Source organism: Runella limosa DSM 17973, assembly GCF_000482465.1.
GTDB classification, from domain to species: domain Bacteria; phylum Bacteroidota; class Bacteroidia; order Cytophagales; family Spirosomataceae; genus Runella; species Runella limosa.
This window is the reverse complement of the sequence record NZ_KI519426.1, coordinates 133,270-150,431: the sequence shown is the minus strand read 5'-3', so window position 1 is coordinate 150,431 and position 17,162 is coordinate 133,270. Positions and strand designations below refer to the sequence as shown.

General features: G+C 44.8%; 13 protein-coding genes. 4 read left to right on the top strand and 9 right to left on the bottom strand.

Annotated elements, in window-relative coordinates; genetic code table 11:
- The first annotated feature begins 5 nt into the window (after window positions 1-5).
- Window positions 6-2,435, top strand: a complete 2,430-nt coding sequence (locus K339_RS0125320; protein WP_028526105.1) for a TonB-dependent receptor — start codon at window positions 6-8, stop codon at window positions 2,433-2,435.
- A 227-nt stretch (window positions 2,436-2,662) separates the two neighbouring features.
- On the opposite strand, the gene K339_RS0125315 is transcribed toward K339_RS0125320, so the two are convergent.
- Both K339_RS0125315 and K339_RS0125310 read right to left on the bottom strand, forming a co-directional pair.
- Window positions 2,663-4,186 carry a porin family protein gene (locus K339_RS0125315; RefSeq protein ID WP_028526104.1) on the bottom strand — a complete coding sequence of 508 codons (1,524 nt, stop codon included), beginning with the start codon at window positions 4,184-4,186 and terminating at the stop codon, window positions 2,663-2,665.
- A complete protein-coding gene (locus K339_RS0125310; RefSeq protein ID WP_028526103.1) occupies window positions 4,167-4,748 on the bottom strand; it encodes an RNA polymerase sigma factor in 582 nt (193 codons plus the stop codon). Before K339_RS0125310 ends, K339_RS0125315 begins: the two co-directional genes overlap by 20 nt.
- A gap of 195 nt (window positions 4,749-4,943) precedes the next feature.
- Between K339_RS0125310 and K339_RS0125305 the strand changes: the two genes are divergently transcribed.
- Window positions 4,944-5,396, top strand: a complete 453-nt coding sequence (locus tag K339_RS0125305; RefSeq protein ID WP_157607741.1) for a hypothetical protein — start codon at window positions 4,944-4,946, stop codon at window positions 5,394-5,396.
- 1 nt (window position 5,397) lies between these two features.
- Entirely contained in the window at window positions 5,398-6,729 is a 1,332-nt protein-coding gene (locus K339_RS34785) for a M64 family metallopeptidase (protein WP_051398250.1), read from the top strand.
- 2 nt (window positions 6,730-6,731) lie between these two features.
- On the opposite strand, the gene K339_RS0125295 is transcribed toward K339_RS34785, so the two are convergent.
- The 7 genes from K339_RS0125295 to selD form a co-directional block, all read right to left on the bottom strand.
- Entirely contained in the window at window positions 6,732-8,483 is a 1,752-nt protein-coding gene (locus K339_RS0125295; RefSeq protein ID WP_028526101.1) for an SMP-30/gluconolactonase/LRE family protein, read from the bottom strand.
- Window positions 8,484-8,717: 234 nt separating this feature from the next.
- Complete coding sequence (locus K339_RS0125290; RefSeq protein ID WP_028526100.1) at window positions 8,718-9,566, bottom strand: inositol monophosphatase family protein; 849 nt, start codon at window positions 9,564-9,566, stop codon at window positions 8,718-8,720.
- Window positions 9,566-10,009, bottom strand: coding sequence for a nucleotidyltransferase (locus K339_RS0125285; RefSeq protein ID WP_051398249.1), 444 nt, complete (start codon window positions 10,007-10,009; stop codon window positions 9,566-9,568). The genes K339_RS0125290 and K339_RS0125285 overlap by 1 nt, the downstream gene beginning before the upstream one ends.
- Window positions 9,957-10,169: a hypothetical protein gene (locus tag K339_RS36780; RefSeq protein ID WP_084332311.1), complete on the bottom strand. Its 213-nt coding sequence runs from the start codon at window positions 10,167-10,169 to the stop codon at window positions 9,957-9,959. The genes K339_RS0125285 and K339_RS36780 overlap by 53 nt, the downstream gene beginning before the upstream one ends.
- 3 nt (window positions 10,170-10,172) lie before the next feature.
- Window positions 10,173-11,549 carry a lipoprotein N-acyltransferase Lnb domain-containing protein gene (locus tag K339_RS34780; protein WP_169731897.1) on the bottom strand — a complete coding sequence of 459 codons (1,377 nt, stop codon included), beginning with the start codon at window positions 11,547-11,549 and terminating at the stop codon, window positions 10,173-10,175.
- A complete protein-coding gene (gene rsmI / locus K339_RS0125275) occupies window positions 11,518-12,192 on the bottom strand; it encodes a 16S rRNA (cytidine(1402)-2'-O)-methyltransferase (RefSeq protein WP_028526098.1) in 675 nt (224 codons plus the stop codon). Before rsmI ends, K339_RS34780 begins: the two co-directional genes overlap by 32 nt.
- A gap of 27 nt (window positions 12,193-12,219) precedes the next feature.
- The gene (gene selD / locus K339_RS0125270) at window positions 12,220-13,317 is read right to left on the bottom strand and encodes a selenide, water dikinase SelD (protein WP_028526097.1); all 1,098 of its coding nucleotides are present in this window, start codon (window positions 13,315-13,317) and stop codon (window positions 12,220-12,222) included.
- A 307-nt stretch (window positions 13,318-13,624) separates the two neighbouring features.
- Here selD and K339_RS0125265 point away from each other — a divergent pair, with 307 nt between their 5' ends.
- A complete protein-coding gene (locus K339_RS0125265; protein ID WP_028526096.1) occupies window positions 13,625-16,960 on the top strand; it encodes a TonB-dependent receptor in 3,336 nt (1,111 codons plus the stop codon).
- Window positions 16,961-17,162 lie beyond the last annotated feature (202 nt).

Genomic DNA, 17,162 nt, shown 5'->3' with positions numbered 1-17,162 from the left:
TGATAATGAAAAACATACTTCTATCCACCTTTCTTTTATTAGTTACTCTTTCCACTTTCGCCCAACCCACTCAAACTGTTCGTGGAAAAATGGTGGACAAAGAATCCAAATTTCCATTGATAGGCGTGACTGCCCTTTTGGTCAATAATGCTGCCCAGCCCGTGGGAACGGTGACGGACATAGACGGTAATTTTCGACTGCCCAATGTCCCCGTAGGCCGACAAACTTTGCGTTTTACGTTGGTAGGTTACAAAGAAATTTTGCTCAACAACATCGTCGTAGAAGCAGGCCGCGAAACGGTTTTGAACCTCGAAATGGAAGAATCTGTGACAGAACTCAATACGGTAGTCGTGAAAGTCAAACGCAACGGCGAAGCCGCCAACGAAATGGCCACGGTTAGCGCGCGTCAGTTTTCGGTAGAAGAAACGGGGCGATACGCGGGAAGCCGCGGAGAACCCGCTCGGATGGCCTCCAACTTTGCGGGTGTACAAGGAGCGGATGATTCGCGCAACGACATCGTGATTCGGGGAAATTCACCTTCGGGAGTGCTTTGGCGACTGGAAGGTATCAATATCCCCAATCCCAACCACTTTGCCATTTCGGGAACGTCGGGCGGACCCGTGGGGATTATCAACAACAAGTATTTGGCCAATTCTGACTTTTTTACGGGTGCCTTTCCTGCCGAATTTGGCAACACAACGTCAGGCGTTTTTGACCTAAAACTGCGCAACGGCAACGACGAAAAGCACCAACTTTCGGCCCAATTTGGTTTTTTGGGCACGGAGTTTTTAGCCGAAGGGCCGTTGTCGAAAAAAAGCAAAGCTTCCTACTTGATGACAGGCCGCTACGCCAACTTATGGCTGTTCAAAAAAGCGGGCATCGACATCGGCACGGAAGCCACCCCAACCTATGCTGACGGCTTTGCACGTTTTAATTTTCCATTGAAAAAAGGCGGGAACGTTGCTATTTGGGGCGTAGGCGGCGCCAGCACGATTGACATTTTAATCAGTGAACAAGAAGCATCTGACCGCAATATTTTTGGACAAAACGACCGAGATCAATACTTCTCTACCAACATTGCAGTGGGCGGAATTACGCTGAATAAACCTATCAATAAGCGTACATTTTTTAAAGCAACCGTAGCCGTTTCTGCCAACAGCCAAGACGCTAACCACGATTTTTTGTTTTTACGCAAAAATGCCCAAGGAGAGCCATTCATCGAGAACAAACGCTTTGTGATTGACTCACTTCGGCCATTATTGGATTACAAGTTTACCGAAAACAAATATTCGTTGGCTACTTATTTGAACAAAAAATGGGGTGCAAAAAGCACATTAAAAGTAGGATTAACGGCTGATTTATATAGCTTTACAGCTTTTGACCAAGCTCGCTCTTTTAATGAAACCACCCAAAAATGGAACGCTTGGGTGACCCGTTGGAACACCAATAATGCGACGTATGTGTTACTACAGCCTTACGTTCAGTTCAAACATTACCTCACCGAAAACTTTTCGTTCAACGCGGGGCTTAGTAGCCTTTACAGTTCAATCAATACCAATAGTTACTCCATTATCGAACCAAGAGTTGGGTTTGCTTTGGAACTTCCCCAACGCCAAAAACTCACGTTTGCCACGGGCTTACATAGCCAGGGGGTGCCTTCTTACCTTTATTTTTACGACCAAGGAGGAGCAAATGCCAGTACGCGATTCCCCGTCAAAAACGTAGGTTTCTCCAAAAGTTGGCATTTTGTGGCTGGGTATAGTAAAATGCTCGCGGATAATTTGCGATTGCTCGTAGAAGCATATTACCAAAATCTCTTCGATATTCCCGTTGAAAAAACCATTTCTTCGTATTCCTTGGTCAACTCGGGGGCGGGCTTTTCTCGGTTATTCCCCAACCAACTTCAAAATGGTGGCATCGGGCAGAACTACGGAGTTGAAATGACCTTGGAAAAGTTTTTCAGCAACAGCTATTATTTTTTGGTAACGGCGTCGTTGTTTGATGCAAAATACCAAGGCTCGGATAAGATTTGGAGAAATACCGATTTTAACGGAAAATATGCCTTCAACGCGCTATTTTCCAAAGAGTTTACGTTCAACAAACGCAAAAGTCTCAACATCGGCGCGAAGTTTACGGCCACGGGTGGGCGCTGGTACGGCCCCGTTGATGCAGCGCAATCGCGGTTGGCACAGGAAATTATTTATGCTGATGCCACACGTAATTCACTGCAATTCAGCCCTTACAAGCGTTTTGACCTAAAAACAGAATACAAAATCAATAAAAATCGTTTGACGCACACCATTGCGGTGGACATCGTGAATGTACTGGGTAGCAAAAATCAACTGAGCCTAAGCTATATCCCGCAAGCGCCATACTTTAAGCAAGAATATCAGCTTGGGTTCTTACCTGTGTTCTTTTATCGGATTGATTTTTAAGGAATCAGCCTTGATTCGCTGTTTGGGTCGGGTTTTGAGAAACCCTCTTGCACGGTGGCACAGGTTTATTCGGGTTTTGAGAAACCCTCAGCACACGGCGGCGCAGGTTTTGGTCGGGTTTTGAGAAACCCTTCACACTGTTATTCGGGTTTTGAGAAACCCTCAGCACGGTGGGTCGGGTTTCTCAAAACCCGACCACTACGCCGAGTACCAGCGCCAAGGGTTTCTCAAAACCCTGTTCGCGATAAACGATATTTAGCGGAAATGAAAATGCCTGAAGTCTGAAGTCTAATTTTCCCAAAGCCCACTTCGGCCATGGGAATTTTCCAAAATGGCTCTACTTGGAGCGAAAAATTACGACCAATTTGTCGTTCCACTCCCACCGAAGCATTCAACACGCCCAACCAATAACTACCCGTTGAACCTTCCCAGCTCATCCATTTTGGATATGAATGCAGTGGGTAGGTATAATCATACCTTTCATTTATCATCTTGTAGCTCGATACACCCGACGATACAAACCACCGACTTCGACGGCCTTCCAAAACATCAAAACGGATATTGATTGGGATGTCTAATACCTTACAATTGGCCGCCACTTCCGTTGGTCTGGCTTTTTGTGAGTTCCAAATTTCAGGCCATTTGTACTGCTCGCCCGTGGCTGTATAGACTTTATCACTTTTTATAACGCCCAACTGAATGCTCCAGCGGCGCGCAAAACGGTACTCCAACATCATACCCAACGCCAAACGAGGGTTTTTAAGCATTTCGCTCGACGAGATAAAACTCAAATCGGGCGTCGCTACCACACGCGTGCTCAGTCCTTTCTGAAAAGCGGTGGGAGGTTCGGCCGATTCTTTTCTCTTTACAACAGGAGGCGGAGCGGGTGGCAAATACGTTACCGTTGGTTCTGCAACAGATACGGCAAGCAGCTTCCAGTTTTTAGCCACAAGTTCATTCAACGTAATATTGAAATTTGTGAGCCCTTGAGGTTCATTGGAAGAAGCCTGAGGCACACGCTCGTCGGACTCGGTATCCTTTAGCACAACCGAAACCATCGTATCTCTCTTTTTATCTTGCTTTCTTTCTGAGGAAAAAACATCCGACGGAGACTTCGAGCTTACCTTTTCAGTCGTAACTCGTTTGTTCTTTGAATCCTTTACCCAACGGGTCGTTTGGCCATCCTCTTCGGTTTGTTTTAAAACAGGCTCCCGCGTGTTTTTAAGGGCAAGCGATTTTTTACGGGTTACATCTACTGCACCAGAACGCGCTTTAATAGACGCAATGGACTGTTTTTTAGCTTGTTGAATTTGGGTTAACTGCTCTTTTTCTTTTTTCTCTAATGCTAGACGCGGTTTTTCATCCAGTGTAGGGGCTTCTTCTTGCGCTGCATCGGGGTTGTTTTTTTGTGTTTCAGAAACATTGATTTCGTAGGCTACCTTTTTCGATTGGCTTGGCTCACTTACCTTCGGGGCATTTGGTTGAGACACCGCTGTCTTCGTTTCAATTTTCGTAGAAACAGCCTGAATTTTACTTGTATTAGGCCAAAACCAATAACTTCCCAAGCCTAAAAGCAACACAATGCCTCCAATGACCCCTGCGCGGCGCCACCACCAAGCCCCTGGCTTTGTGTCCTCGTCGTCCAACTTACGGCGCATGGCTTCCCATGCTTTTGGGTCAAACGTTGGCTCAAACTCCTCAGACGACTTTCTGAAGAGTTCGTCCAGTCTGTCATCTGGTAACTCTTGCATACTCATCGTTTCCCTTTTTCAATAACATACTTCTTAAATTTTCGCGGGCCCGTGCCAAGTTAGACTTGGAAGTTCCCTCACTAATACCCAGTTTTTGGGCAATTTCTTCGTGTGAATAACCGTCAATTACGTATAAGTTAAACACGGCTCGGTACGAAGGTGTGAGTTGTTGAATCAACCCAACCAATTCCTCATATTCCAATTGGCTATGGGCAGAATGACTCTCCGACGCTGTTGCCGTGTTTTCAATGCTACTAATGTCATCGTGATTTTGAAATTTCACGTTTTGACGATAAAAATCCAAGGCAGTATTAATCATGACCTTTTTGAGCCACACTTTGAAAGGCTTATCGGCGTCATACATCTGCACTTTTTGGAAAATTTTTAAAAAACCATCGTTGACAACCTCCAGCGCCTCATCTCGATTGGGCACATAACGCATACACACTCCCATAGCGTAGCCATAAAATTGCTTGTAAAGCAATTCTTGACACTTACGGTCATTGCGCAAGCAGCCCTCAAGAAGTTCCGGTAATGTTTTCAACGCACGAGAAAATAACATTCAATATAGCGTTACGGAGAGGAAGTGGGAAAGGTTGCGTCAGGATTGAAAAAAAACAAAATTTTTATCTATGGTCAAGTTAAGACATTTTTAGGTAAATTCCCACAAAACCGTAGGATAATTTTCAATGGTTTGGAGTGCAAGCTGACTAAACTATTGATACCTTACATTGATTTTTAACAAACAGTCCTTTCCATGAAAACAAGGAGGCTATTACTACTATTTATGCTCACTGGCGCTTTTACGCAGTTACGAGCGCAAGAAGAGGCGAAGATTATGTTTTTGACGTTTAAAATCTCCAAAGTGAAAAACGGGGATGACTTTCAAATTCAACTTCTGGACAAAAAAATCGTGAATGGAAAAATCAAAAACGAAAAGGTGCATTCGCATACTCCCGACAAGCTTGTCTTTTCCATTCTGGATGCGCAACAGCAATTGGCCAAAAGCCTTGAAATTGATAACCCACTGAGCACCTCCATAGAGTCGTTTGAGCCCGATGGCACCATTCATCGGCACGTTGCTACGCAAGAGTCCTCCGAGTTTATAGTACGTTTTCAATACGCCAGCCAGATGAAAAAACTCACCTTGCAGCCCCAAAACAAACGAGCAAGGGCACAAAATTTTTCCACTTTTAGCATGGACTTGTAAAATGAAAAGATTTATACTCCTATTTGGGTGGCTGGTAGGTGCTAGTCTCTCGTTTGCCCAAACTTTTCCGACGGAATCTTTGCTCAACAACGGCGACAGAAGTAAGCTGATAAATATTGTTTTATTAGGCGACGGATATACCGCCGCGCAACAAGACCAATTTAAAACCGATGCCCAAAACATCACCAATTACTTATTCTCAGTTACCCCGTTTAAAGAGTACAAAAACTACTTCAACGTCGATATTGTCAAGGTGCCTTCCAATCAATCGGGAGCCAAACACCCTGCGACGGCCACCGATGTGAACGAACCCGTTATTCCTGCCTCAAACCCAGACAATTATTTCGGTTCAACTTTTGACTATGCCAACATTCACCGACTTTTAGTTTCTACCAAATACGCCGCTATTTCTTCGGTATTGGCCAGTAATTTTCCCGATTATGACCAAGTTTTAATCATTGTCAACTCCACCGAATACGGCGGTTCGGGAGGTGCTTATGCCACTACTTCCATCAATGCTAGTGCTTTTGAAATTGCAGTACATGAGCTAGGCCACTCTTTTTCAGCTCTTTCTGACGAATATTGGGCAGGAGATGTTTACGCCCGCGAAGCGGCCAACATGACCCAGCAAACCAACCCTAGTTTGGTTAAATGGAAAAACTGGTATGGTATCAACAGCGTAGGAATTTTTCAACATGGTACAAGCGGCAACCAAGCCCTTTGGTATCGCCCCCACCAAAATTGCAAGATGCGATTTTTGGGCGTCAATTTTTGCTCGGTGTGTCGAGAAGCCATCGTTGAGCAAATCCACAACTTGGCCAGCTCCATCACAAGTTTTAGCCCCGCCAACAGTGCCACCCTTACGGCCAATTCAAACCTCACCTTTGCATTATCAACTTTAAAACCAGTCCCAAATACGCTCGAAATCACTTGGACGCTCAACGGCAATTCGTTGATAACCAATAGCGACACCTATCTTTTAAACACCAGCACCCTCGCGTCAGGTAATAATACCTTGGTGGCAAAAGTGATTGATAAAACTACCTTATCTAAGTCTGACACTCACCCAACCACCCATCAGTACTTGGTCTCGTGGAATATTCAATACACACCCTGCCCCGATGCCATCGTGATGGCAAGCCCTACCGACAACCTCACCGCAGGAAGCACCACCAAGAAAGCCAGCAAAACGGTAAAGGCCACCAATAAAATCAGTGGAAATGCCACCAATGTCATCTACCGAGCAGGCCAAGCGATTACGTTAGAGCCAGGGTTCACGGCCGAAAACACCACTGTTTTTACGGCCGAAGTCAAGGTAAATCCGTGTAATTAAGATCAAAGCCTCGGAGGGGCGGGCTTGTTGGGTTGCCCCCAAGCGTTTGCTCCTTTTACTTTGACTTTGCGTTTGTAAACCTTATCGCCGCAAGTCGCGTACAAGACATCAAAATTTTCGCCCCCAAAACAAAGATTAGAAACATCACCGTTGGGAGTCGGAATGATGGCATTGACCCGCCCCGCTTGGTCGCACACTTGAATGCCCAAACGTGTCGCCACGTACAAGCGGCCATCTCGGTCGGTCTTCATCCCATCTGCCCCTGCGTCATCGGCGGTGTCGGGCGCGTGTAGCCAATAGTATTTTTGTTTGTTGGCCAACGTACCATCGGGTAAAATCGAATAGCTATATACCCAATGAGAACGCGTATCAGACACATACAGCAATGTTTGGTCGGGTGAAAGGGTAATCCCATTCGGAAATTTTAATCCCTCGTCCACCACCAATTTTTGCCCATTTGGACGCACTAACCACACTTTACTTGGCACTTTTGGATCGGGCGACGGACTCGTTACGTAGGTATTTCCGTTGCTGGCGACCACCAAATCATTTCCTGCAAACCCTTCTGTGATTTTTGTACGTTTTCCGCCCGCATCGTACGCATTGATTACTTTGGTTGTTAAAGTAGAAGAATACATTTTCCCATCGGGATTGAAAGCTAACCCATAAGAGTTTCCCGAATTTTTGGCAAATAACCCCACTTGATTGTTATCACCCACTTTCCAAAGCGTAGCTGCATCGCCATCGGCAAAAAACACCTCTCCTTTGGCATTCGCGGTGGAGCCTTCGGCAAATTTATACCCTTCGCCTACCAATTGCCAATCTTCGTTGGGGAGTAAAATATCGTTGAGCATGGGGTTCTTGGTTTGGCCGACTTTTGGCGTTTGAGGCCAGTCTTTCCATAAAAAACGCATGGCATCCGCAAAAATAGCCGTCCCATGCTTACCATTATGTGCTCCTTCGCCCCAGATGTGCTGCACTTCATACCCAGAAAAAATCAACGCCCGCTCCATCGTCTGATTGGCCATCCACCAATCGCCCGCGTAGATATTTAAGTCATTCGTACCGTCTTGTAAAAAGATGCGGAGAGGTTTAGGTTCATATTTCCTAACTAGCGTTGCATAACGGTCTGCACCACGCAAGCCCACATACGTACCAATTGCGCTAAAAACCCTTGAAAAGGCATCAGGGCGTTCCCAAGCAGCGGTAAACGCACAAACGGCCCCACTACTCGACCCGCCAATGGCACGGTCATTGCCATTTTTCGACAGTCGAATAGCTCTTCCATCCGACGTTTTTTTGGTTTCTACTTCGGGAAGGAGTTCTTCTAATAAAAAACGAGCATAGGTATCCCCAAGTCCATCGTATTCAAAACTGCGATTAAAACGGTCTAGCGCATTCTCTGGCTGTTCGGCTTTCACTCGCCCGTGCATCACAAACACCCCAATCGTAACGGGCATTTCTTTTTGGTGAATAAGGTTGTCAAAAACCGTAGGCGCTTGCCACTGAACCCCATCTTGATTGACATAAACACAGGCTGGTTGTGAAGGCGTGTATTGCGCAGGAACATACACCCAATATTCCCGCCAAGTTCCTGGGAAGAATTTCGAGTTTTCGAAAGTGAATTTAAGAATTTCCCCTTTAGGTGTCCCCTCTTTGACTTTTGCATCGGGGTGAACGGGATACTCTTCGGGTACTTGGGAGTAAAGCGAAAAGCTTACGAGAAAGAGACTAACTATCAAAAAGGCTTTCATGTTGGTAACGTTTGTGAGTTACCCATGAAAGCCTTTTTTAAAGAACAATTACCTGTAATTCAACACATTGTTAAGCAAATAATTTCATTGTTTCGCCCGCAGAAGTCCGCAGATTAATACAAACGCAGATTTTCGCTGAAAAAGAAATTACATCTGTGATTATCTGCGCTTCTCAATCTGCGCTAATCAGCGGGTAAAATTTTTAACAAACTTAGCTAACACGCCATTCAGGAGTTATCCCCAATGTTCTTGAATCACCTCTAGCAATTCGGCCTGAGCAGCGCAGCCCGCAATTACGTCACCTCCAAACAACCAATTTTGACCACCTGAAAAGTCGGTAATTTGCCCACCTGCTTCTAAAATAAGCAGTGCTCCCGCCGCCATGTCCCACGAATTGAGGTTATATTCATAAAAAGCTTCAAAACGACCCGCCGCAACGTAGGCTAGATCAATGGCAGCAGCTCCCATGCGTCGCAAACCGTGGCAACGCTGCATGAGGGTTTCTAAGATTTTGAGGTAACGGTCTTGCTTTTCAAATTTATAATAAGGGAAACCCGTGGCCAGAAGACTATCGCCGAGGGTGGATGCGGTAGAGACTTTTAGACGGGTGGCATTTTGCAAGAACGATTCCTCAAGCGGTAGTCCTCCTAACATATATCGTAAACTCAAACTCCACGCTCCTCCGCCTTGCCATCCATAAAAGAGCTCTTCTGTTCCTAAATGATAAATCACCCCAGCAATAGGGATGCTATTTTGCACCAATCCCACACTTACGCAATATACGGGTAGGCCGTGGATGAAATTGGCCGTTCCATCAAGCGGGTCAATCACCCAGTACAATTCATCGGGATTGGACTCCTCACCTGCCGTGCCTTCTTCCGTAATAAATCCTGCTTCGGGTAAAATTTGGCGCAAACCAGAAACCAACATTTTTTCAGTTTCTTTGTCAACGTACGAAACGAGGTTATTGGCGGCTTTGTATTCGGTTTGCGAACGGTCAAATTTTGCCGCTTCTTGTTTTATAAATCCTCCCGCTTGGCGGACAATTTCTATGGTTTGTAATGTAATATTTTCGAGGTTCATTACTCTAAATTTTCTAAGTTTTGTAGGTCATTCAAATCTTGGGGTCTCCCCAATGTTTTCTTGTTTTTTATCAATTCTCTCAAATTAATAAATTTGATTTTGACTCCTTGTACTTCCAACTCAATTTTGTTTTGATAACATTCTTCAAACGTCACCCCAACTGTAAAAGTCATTAAATCAATCCATCCATCGTATCGACTAAAAGACAAGTAGTTAGGCACTAAAGTAAAATCCGAAACTTCAAACTCTCCATTAGTAAATCCGTATTTTTCCAATGCCAATACAATTTTTTCTGCATTTTCAGGTGTAGGATTCACAAAAATATCAATATCTCCCGTCGTTCTCAAATACCCATGAGCTATAACAGCATGGCCACCTAGAACTACATACTCAACCTTTTCTTCGTTTAATAGGCGTACGAGATTTAAATATTCTGGTTCCATTATCTAATGGCGGATTTAAAGGATTAGCACTGTAAATTTCTTTGGCGTGAAGGATTAATTGCAAGGCCGCAGACAAACGTTCTTGTGGCGTTTTACTATGCCAATATCCCTTGTCATATTTAGGAATATTTTCTGGATTCTGTGATTTAAAAATTGCCATCTCTTAACGCTTTGTTTTAAGTAAAAAGAACAACCGATGGACAAGGCAGAAAATGAGTAACCAAGCCTCGACGGGCATCCCAACAAATGAGCCTTTGATAACGCTTCCTACTGCTACTACCAACAAGTAAAGCCCCACCAGTCCAAAACTGATTTGGAGGTATTTTACGACCCAATTCCGTTGTTGAACGCCACTAAAGAAAAAAGCCAAAGGCAAATGCAGCGGTAACATCCAGAGAATGTGCGGGTTCCAAGCCGTAACGCCGTGGTTGGTGGCGGTGGCTAATCCAAATAAAACCCATCCCATGAGTCCAACAATCGTAAAAAGTATTTTATCAAAAGTATAGCCAATCTTTACCTGTTGTTGTTGTCGGCGGGTATGCCAAATGGTGCCTAATACCAACAAAATCAACAAAAACAGCGGACTAAGGTACCAAGGTTGCGACCGCTGGGCCATGTGCGAGAAATTGGTCACCACCAAAGGCTGCGTTGCACTGACGAGCGGCTTGCCTCCTACTTTGGCTTTGTCGAAATGGTGCATCAAATTGTACGGCAAGTACATTTCCTGCATGGGCGTAGCTACATCGTCAGAAGGAAGCCCTAGGGCTAAATTCATTAAGAAACGTTCCCAAGGTTTTTCCACCAAATAGTCGTTCATCCATTCCCGAAAACTCTTAGCTTCTCCTTCGATGGGTTGGTTATAATAGACCAAACTATCGCCGCAAGCCGCCGTGAGCGCGTCGCGCAAGCGCGTGGAACAGTTGTCAAAAAAGAAACGGTATTGGTATTCACGGTTTTGGGGCAAGGCGTTATTTTCGAGAAAATCGTACAAACGCTGTTTTTGCATTTGCGAGAGGTTCAGCACTTGTTCGGTCATGTCCCTGCGCTCGGCTTCGTAATGCGGCACAACGTACTCCATCGGAATCACCGAAAGAGTATATGGCAACGTACCTTGCACAAACTTCACCAAAAAGTTACCCGTTTGAAAAGTGAAAGTCCCGTAATTGTAGTTTTTGTTGATACCATTGGCTGGGTCTGACACCCACAACGAACTATGCCCAAAACCACTTCCTTCAAACACACTGTTACCAGGGGCAATGGTCACCAAGCTGATTTTGGCATCTGTGGTAAGGGTTTGAGCAGTGAGGGAAGAAACAAACAGCAGGGAGAGGAATGGCGCTAGATACCTCCTTCGTCGGTATGACAAAACAAGTAATTCCCGAACAGAAAACCCCAAACTGGAAACTGGAAACTGGATACCTCCTTCGTCGGTATGACAAAAGGGTTTGTCGGTATGATAAAAACTAGAAACCCCAAACTGGAAACTCCAAACAGGAAACAGGAAACCTCTACTTCCCAGCAATGACAATAACGATTTCACCTTTGATTGTTTTTTCGGTAAAGTAAGCAATTATTTCTGTTAATGTTCCTCGGACTGTTTCCTCAAACATTTTTGTCAATTCTCTCGAAACCGACGCCTGACGGTCGCCCCCAAAATACTCCGCAAATTGTTCCAACGATTTCAAAAGTCGATGCGGTGATTCGTAGAAAATCATCGTTCGTTCTTCTTCTTTGAGTTCAGTCAAGCGCGTTTGTCGGCCTTTTTTGTGGGGTAAAAACCCCTCAAAAGTAAAACGGTCAGAAGGTAGTCCCGAATTGACCAAGGCAGGAACAAAAGCCGTCGGGCCAGGGAGGCATTCAATTTCAACGCCGCTTTTCAAACATTCGCGTACCAACAAAAATCCTGGATCTGATACCGCAGGCGTTCCCGCATCCGACACCAAGGCCATACTTTCCCCTTTCAAGATTCGGGCGATGATTTTTTGAACAGTTTGGTGCTCATTATGGATATGGTAGCTCTGCATGGGTTTTGAAATCCCGAGGTGTTTGAGCAGGTTTCCCGAGGTGCGCGTGTCTTCTGCCAATACCACATCCACGCTTTTGAGGACATTAATGGCGCGCAGGGTGATGTCTTCTAGGTTGCCAATGGGCGTGGGTACAAGATATAATTTCGGACTTACCATAAATGAAGTTCAAATACTAAGATTCAACTATTTCACATAAACAACTTTCTCACGTTTTTCTACCAGTTTTCCAAAGGTTTGTAGTTCAAAGCCACCTTCTTCCATCAACGCCTCAAACTCCTCTTGGGTATCCGCTTCTACCGCAATTAGCAATCCGCCGCTGGTTTGAGGATCTGCCAAAATGAACTTTTGCAATTCGGATACCTCTCCTATTTTATGGCCGTAGCTATCCCAATTCCTAACCGTACCGCCTGGAAACGACTTTTGGGCCAAATAATCTTCAATAAAAGGCAATTTGGGTACTTTGTCAAAATCAATTTCAGCACTCAGCCCACTTCCTTCGGCCATTTCAATCAAATGCCCTAGCAATCCAAAACCCGTTACGTCGGTCAAGGCGGTCACGTAGGGTAACGTACCCAACACTGCCCCGATTTGGTTGAGTTGCATCATTTGCTGAGGTGCAATATCGGCGTGTTCGTCCTTGAGAATCCCTTTTTTTTGCGCCGTTGTCAGAATACCCACGCCTAGTTTTTTGGTCAAATACAACAGACAGCCCTCGGTGGCGGTATCATTTTTCTTGAGGTTGGGAATCGCTACTTTTCCCGTTACGGCCAAACCAAAAATGGGTTCGGGGCTGTCGATGCTATGCCCACCAGCCAACGGAATACCTGCTTCCGCACAAATCGACCGACTTCCTTCTATTACCTGCGCTGCCACTTCGGGGGGAAGTTTGTCAATAGGCCAACCCAAAATAGCAATGGCCAAAAGCGGCATTCCACCCATGGCATAGACATCCGAAATGGCATTGGCCGAAGCAATTCGACCAAAATCAAAGGCGTCATCGACGATGGGCATAAAAAAATCGGTCGTACTAATAATCGCTTCCCCATTTCCTAAATCCATCACTGCGGCATCATCGCGGGAAGCGTTTCCTACCAGCAGCCCCCCAGCCCGCGCGGCGTACCGTCCCAATGGGGGAGCTAAAGTAACTCCCCCATTGGGACGGTACGCCGCGCGGGCTGGGGGGCTGAGTATCACATCCAACACTTTAGGGGATATTTTACAGCCGCAGCCAGCTCCGTGGCTGTATTGGGTCAACTTGTACGATTTTAAGTCAGTTGTCATCAGTGATTCAAATCTTCGGTCTAAAAGAAGTGCAAGTAAACATTTTTTACGTGACACTGTTGTATGTTCAAACAATTAGGTTTAGAAATAAACAGAAGGTAACAATTTTTTAACCTACTTTTTTTGAAATTTTGAGCTAAAAAATTGTTTTATTCCAATAAATCAAGCAGTTCCCAATGTTAAGTTGGTATTATATTAAGAATGGGCTTTTGTTTGTCAACCAATTTTCTTGTTTCTTTGCACCGCATTTCATTGCTTATCAGCAATTAAAAACCAAATCATAATTCTAACCAACTTCCCAAATTGTATGAACTTTCAATTTCTACGAAAGAGCAAAGCAGTAATTGGACTTTTCGCAGTCATTGCCGCTGTTTTTATGGGTTTATCTTCCGCCAACGCACAGGTGACGGCCTCTTCAATCAGAGGTGTTGTCAAAGACACTAAAGGCGCTGAGTTGCCAGGTGCTACTGTCGTGGCTATCCACACACCATCAGGTTCTAAATACGGAACTGTTACCAACGACAAAGGACGTTTCGTGCTTCCTTCAGTTCGTGTAGGTGGTCCGTACAAAGTTGTTGTCACATTTGTCGGTTTCAAAGAGCAATCTAAAGACGATATCTACGCCAACTTAGGAGCCTCTGCCGATGCAAACTTCAGCTTGGTTGAAGACGGAAAAGAACTCCAAGAAGTAGTAGTAACAAGCGGTCGTTCGGACATCTTCTCATCTGGCCGTACGGGTGCTGCCACGACGTTGGGTTTGAATGCTGTTAACAGTTTGCCAACCATCGGTCGTACCATCGACGATATTACAAAATACAACGCTTACAGCAACGGCCGCTCATTTGGTGGTCAAGATAGCCGTTTGAACAACTTTACCATCGACGGTTCGGTGTTCAACAACGGTTTCGGTCTGGGTTCTTCATCACAAGCAGGTGGTCGTACAGGAACAACAGCCGTTTCTTTGGACGCGATTGAGCAGGTTCAAATCAACATCGCTCCTTTCGACGTTCGTCAGTCAGGTTTTGCAGGCGCGGGTATCAACGCCGTAACTCGCTCTGGGACAAACGAAGTAACAGGTTCTGCCTACTATTTGACAAGAGGTAGCAGCCTCGTTGGTAAAAAAGCAGACGGACAGTCACTTCCAACCATCAACATCAACGAAAAAACGTTCGGTTTCCGCATTGGTGCTCCTATCATCAAAGACAAACTTTTTATCTTTGCTAACTTCGAGAACTTCGTAAGCTCAACGCCAGCATTGACATGGGTTGCCAACCGTTCTGGTGCCACTGGTAACGTATCTCGCGTAACAGCAGATGACTTAAACGACCTTGCCAACTTCATGAAGACCAACTTCAACTATGAATCGGGTGCGATTGATAACTTCAACAATGATGTAACCAGCAGAAAAGGACTTGTTCGTCTTGACTACAACATCAATAACAACCACAAATTGTCGGTTCGTTATTCACACCACAACTCATTATCTGGCTCTATCATCAGTAACAGTAACAGTAGTAACACGGCAGGTAACGGTAACCGCGCCAACTCAGCATTGGCACTTTCCCCAGAAAACACAGGTTACTTGATTGCTGATAACACTCGTTCGTTTGTAGCTGAATTGAACTCTAACTTCGGTGGTAAATTTGCCAACAACTTCATCGCTACTTACAACAAGCAAATCGAAGATCGTCAGTACAAAAATGACATTTTCCCAACGATTGACATCTTAAAAGACGGTAGTACTTATACTTCAACAGGTTTCGACCCATTTACGCCTAATAACAAGCTGAACTACTCAACGTTGAACTTTACCAACAACTTGAGCTACTTCGCTGGTAAGCACACCATCACTTTAGGTCTTTCGTACGAACACTTCACATCAAACAACGTGTTCTTCCCTTCATCAAACGGGGTATGGGTGTTTAACTCAATTGCAGATTTCAAAACGGCAGCCTTGGCTTTCAAAGCAAATCCAAGTTTAGCAACTTCTCCTGTTCCAGTAGCACGTTTTAACTACCGCTATTCGCTCTTGCCAGACGGTGCAGAACCATTGCAGACATTGAAACAATCGACGTATGCCGCTTACATTCAAGATGAATTCCAAGTAAGCGACAAGTTCAAATTGACAGGTGGGGTTCGTTTCGACTTGTTTGATTACAATGATGACTTGGCCAAAGACTTTAACAACCCAGTAGTAGCTGGTTTGACTTACAAAGACGAAAACGGACAAGACCTTAAAGTAAGCACTGGCGCTTTCCCAAGCAACAAATTGTTGGTTTCTCCTCGTCTTGGTTTTAACTACGACGTAAAAGGGGACAGAACGACGCAGGTACGTGGAGGAACAGGTATTTTTGTATCTCGTATCCCACAAGTATTGGTATCTAACCAATTGGGCAACAACGGGGTAAACACAGCCGTTCTTAACTTCACTAACACTACGGCCTATCCTTTCACAACCGATCCAAGCCGCTACAAGCCTGCTACTACTGACATCACGAAGTTGCCTGCTTACGTAATCAATGCTTCGGTGGACGGTTTGAAAAACCCAGTGATTTGGAAAACAAACTTGGCGATTGACCAAAAACTTCCTTTCGGTTTAATTGCTACTGTAGAAGGTATTTACAACAAAAACGTACAAGCACTTCGTTACATCGATGCTAACTTGAAAGGCCCAAGCACTACCTTCACTGGCCCAGATACCCGTGGTCGTTTCCCTGCGTCAGGCTTATCGGGTGCTGCGGTGAACCCAGCTCGTTTTATCAACGCTGCTAACACTAACGCCTTCATTTTGACGAATACGAAAGAAGGATATTCTTACTCATTGACAGGTAAATTGGAAAAAACAGCTACGAAAGGTCTGAGCGGTATGTTGGGTTACACCTACGCAAAAGCAAAAGACATTCAGTCGGTGGCAAGTACCGTATTGGCTAACATTCCAACAGTAGCTGGTCAAAACTATTTGACGCCATCATGGTCTGACAACGACCTTCGTCACCGTATCGTAGGTTATTTGAACTACCGTATCAACTACGGTGGCAAATTGGGTGGTTCTACCATGTTCACATTGGGTATGGTTTCTAACAGCGGTTTCAAGGTATCTTATACTTCTGGTAGCGATATCAACGGTGACGGCCAGAACAACGACCTTATCTTCGTTCCTAACAAAGGTTCTGATTTGACTTTCACATCGCTTACTTCAGGTGGTAAAACATTTACGCCAGAACAACAAGCAGCGGCTTTTGACACATACATCGCAGAACACCCTTACTTGAGTACTCGTCGTGGTCAATATGCAGAACGTAACGGTGCTGCTGTGCCTTGGTTGACTCGTTTCGACTTCACAGTTGAGCAAGATTTCAACATCTCTGTAGGTTCAAAAGGCAAGAAAAATATCCTTCGTTTCCGTTTTGACCTTCTTAACGCAGGTAACTTGCTTAACAACAAGTGGGGTGTAGCTTACACAACTACTGGTACAAACCCATTGACAATGGCAAGCGTAAACGCTCAAGGTGTTCCAGTATATCGTATGGCAACGCAAGTTGTTAACGGTGAAACAATCTTGTTGAAAGATGCTTTCGTGAAAAGTATCAACGTAAACAACGTATGGCAAGGCCAATTCGGTATCCGCTATATCTTCAACTAATCGGTTGATTCTCATACCAAAAAATCCCGCACTTAGGTGCGGGATTTTTTGTTTTTACCCCTCTCCTCACCCGTTAAAACTTGTTGGTAAAATTGTATTGAATAAGAAAAGCGCTAACTTTTACATTTTACATTTTTCAGTTTAAAATTTTTCGGTTTACTTAGTGTCTCATTTCTTTGAACGTTTGCCAAGCAAAGCTTTA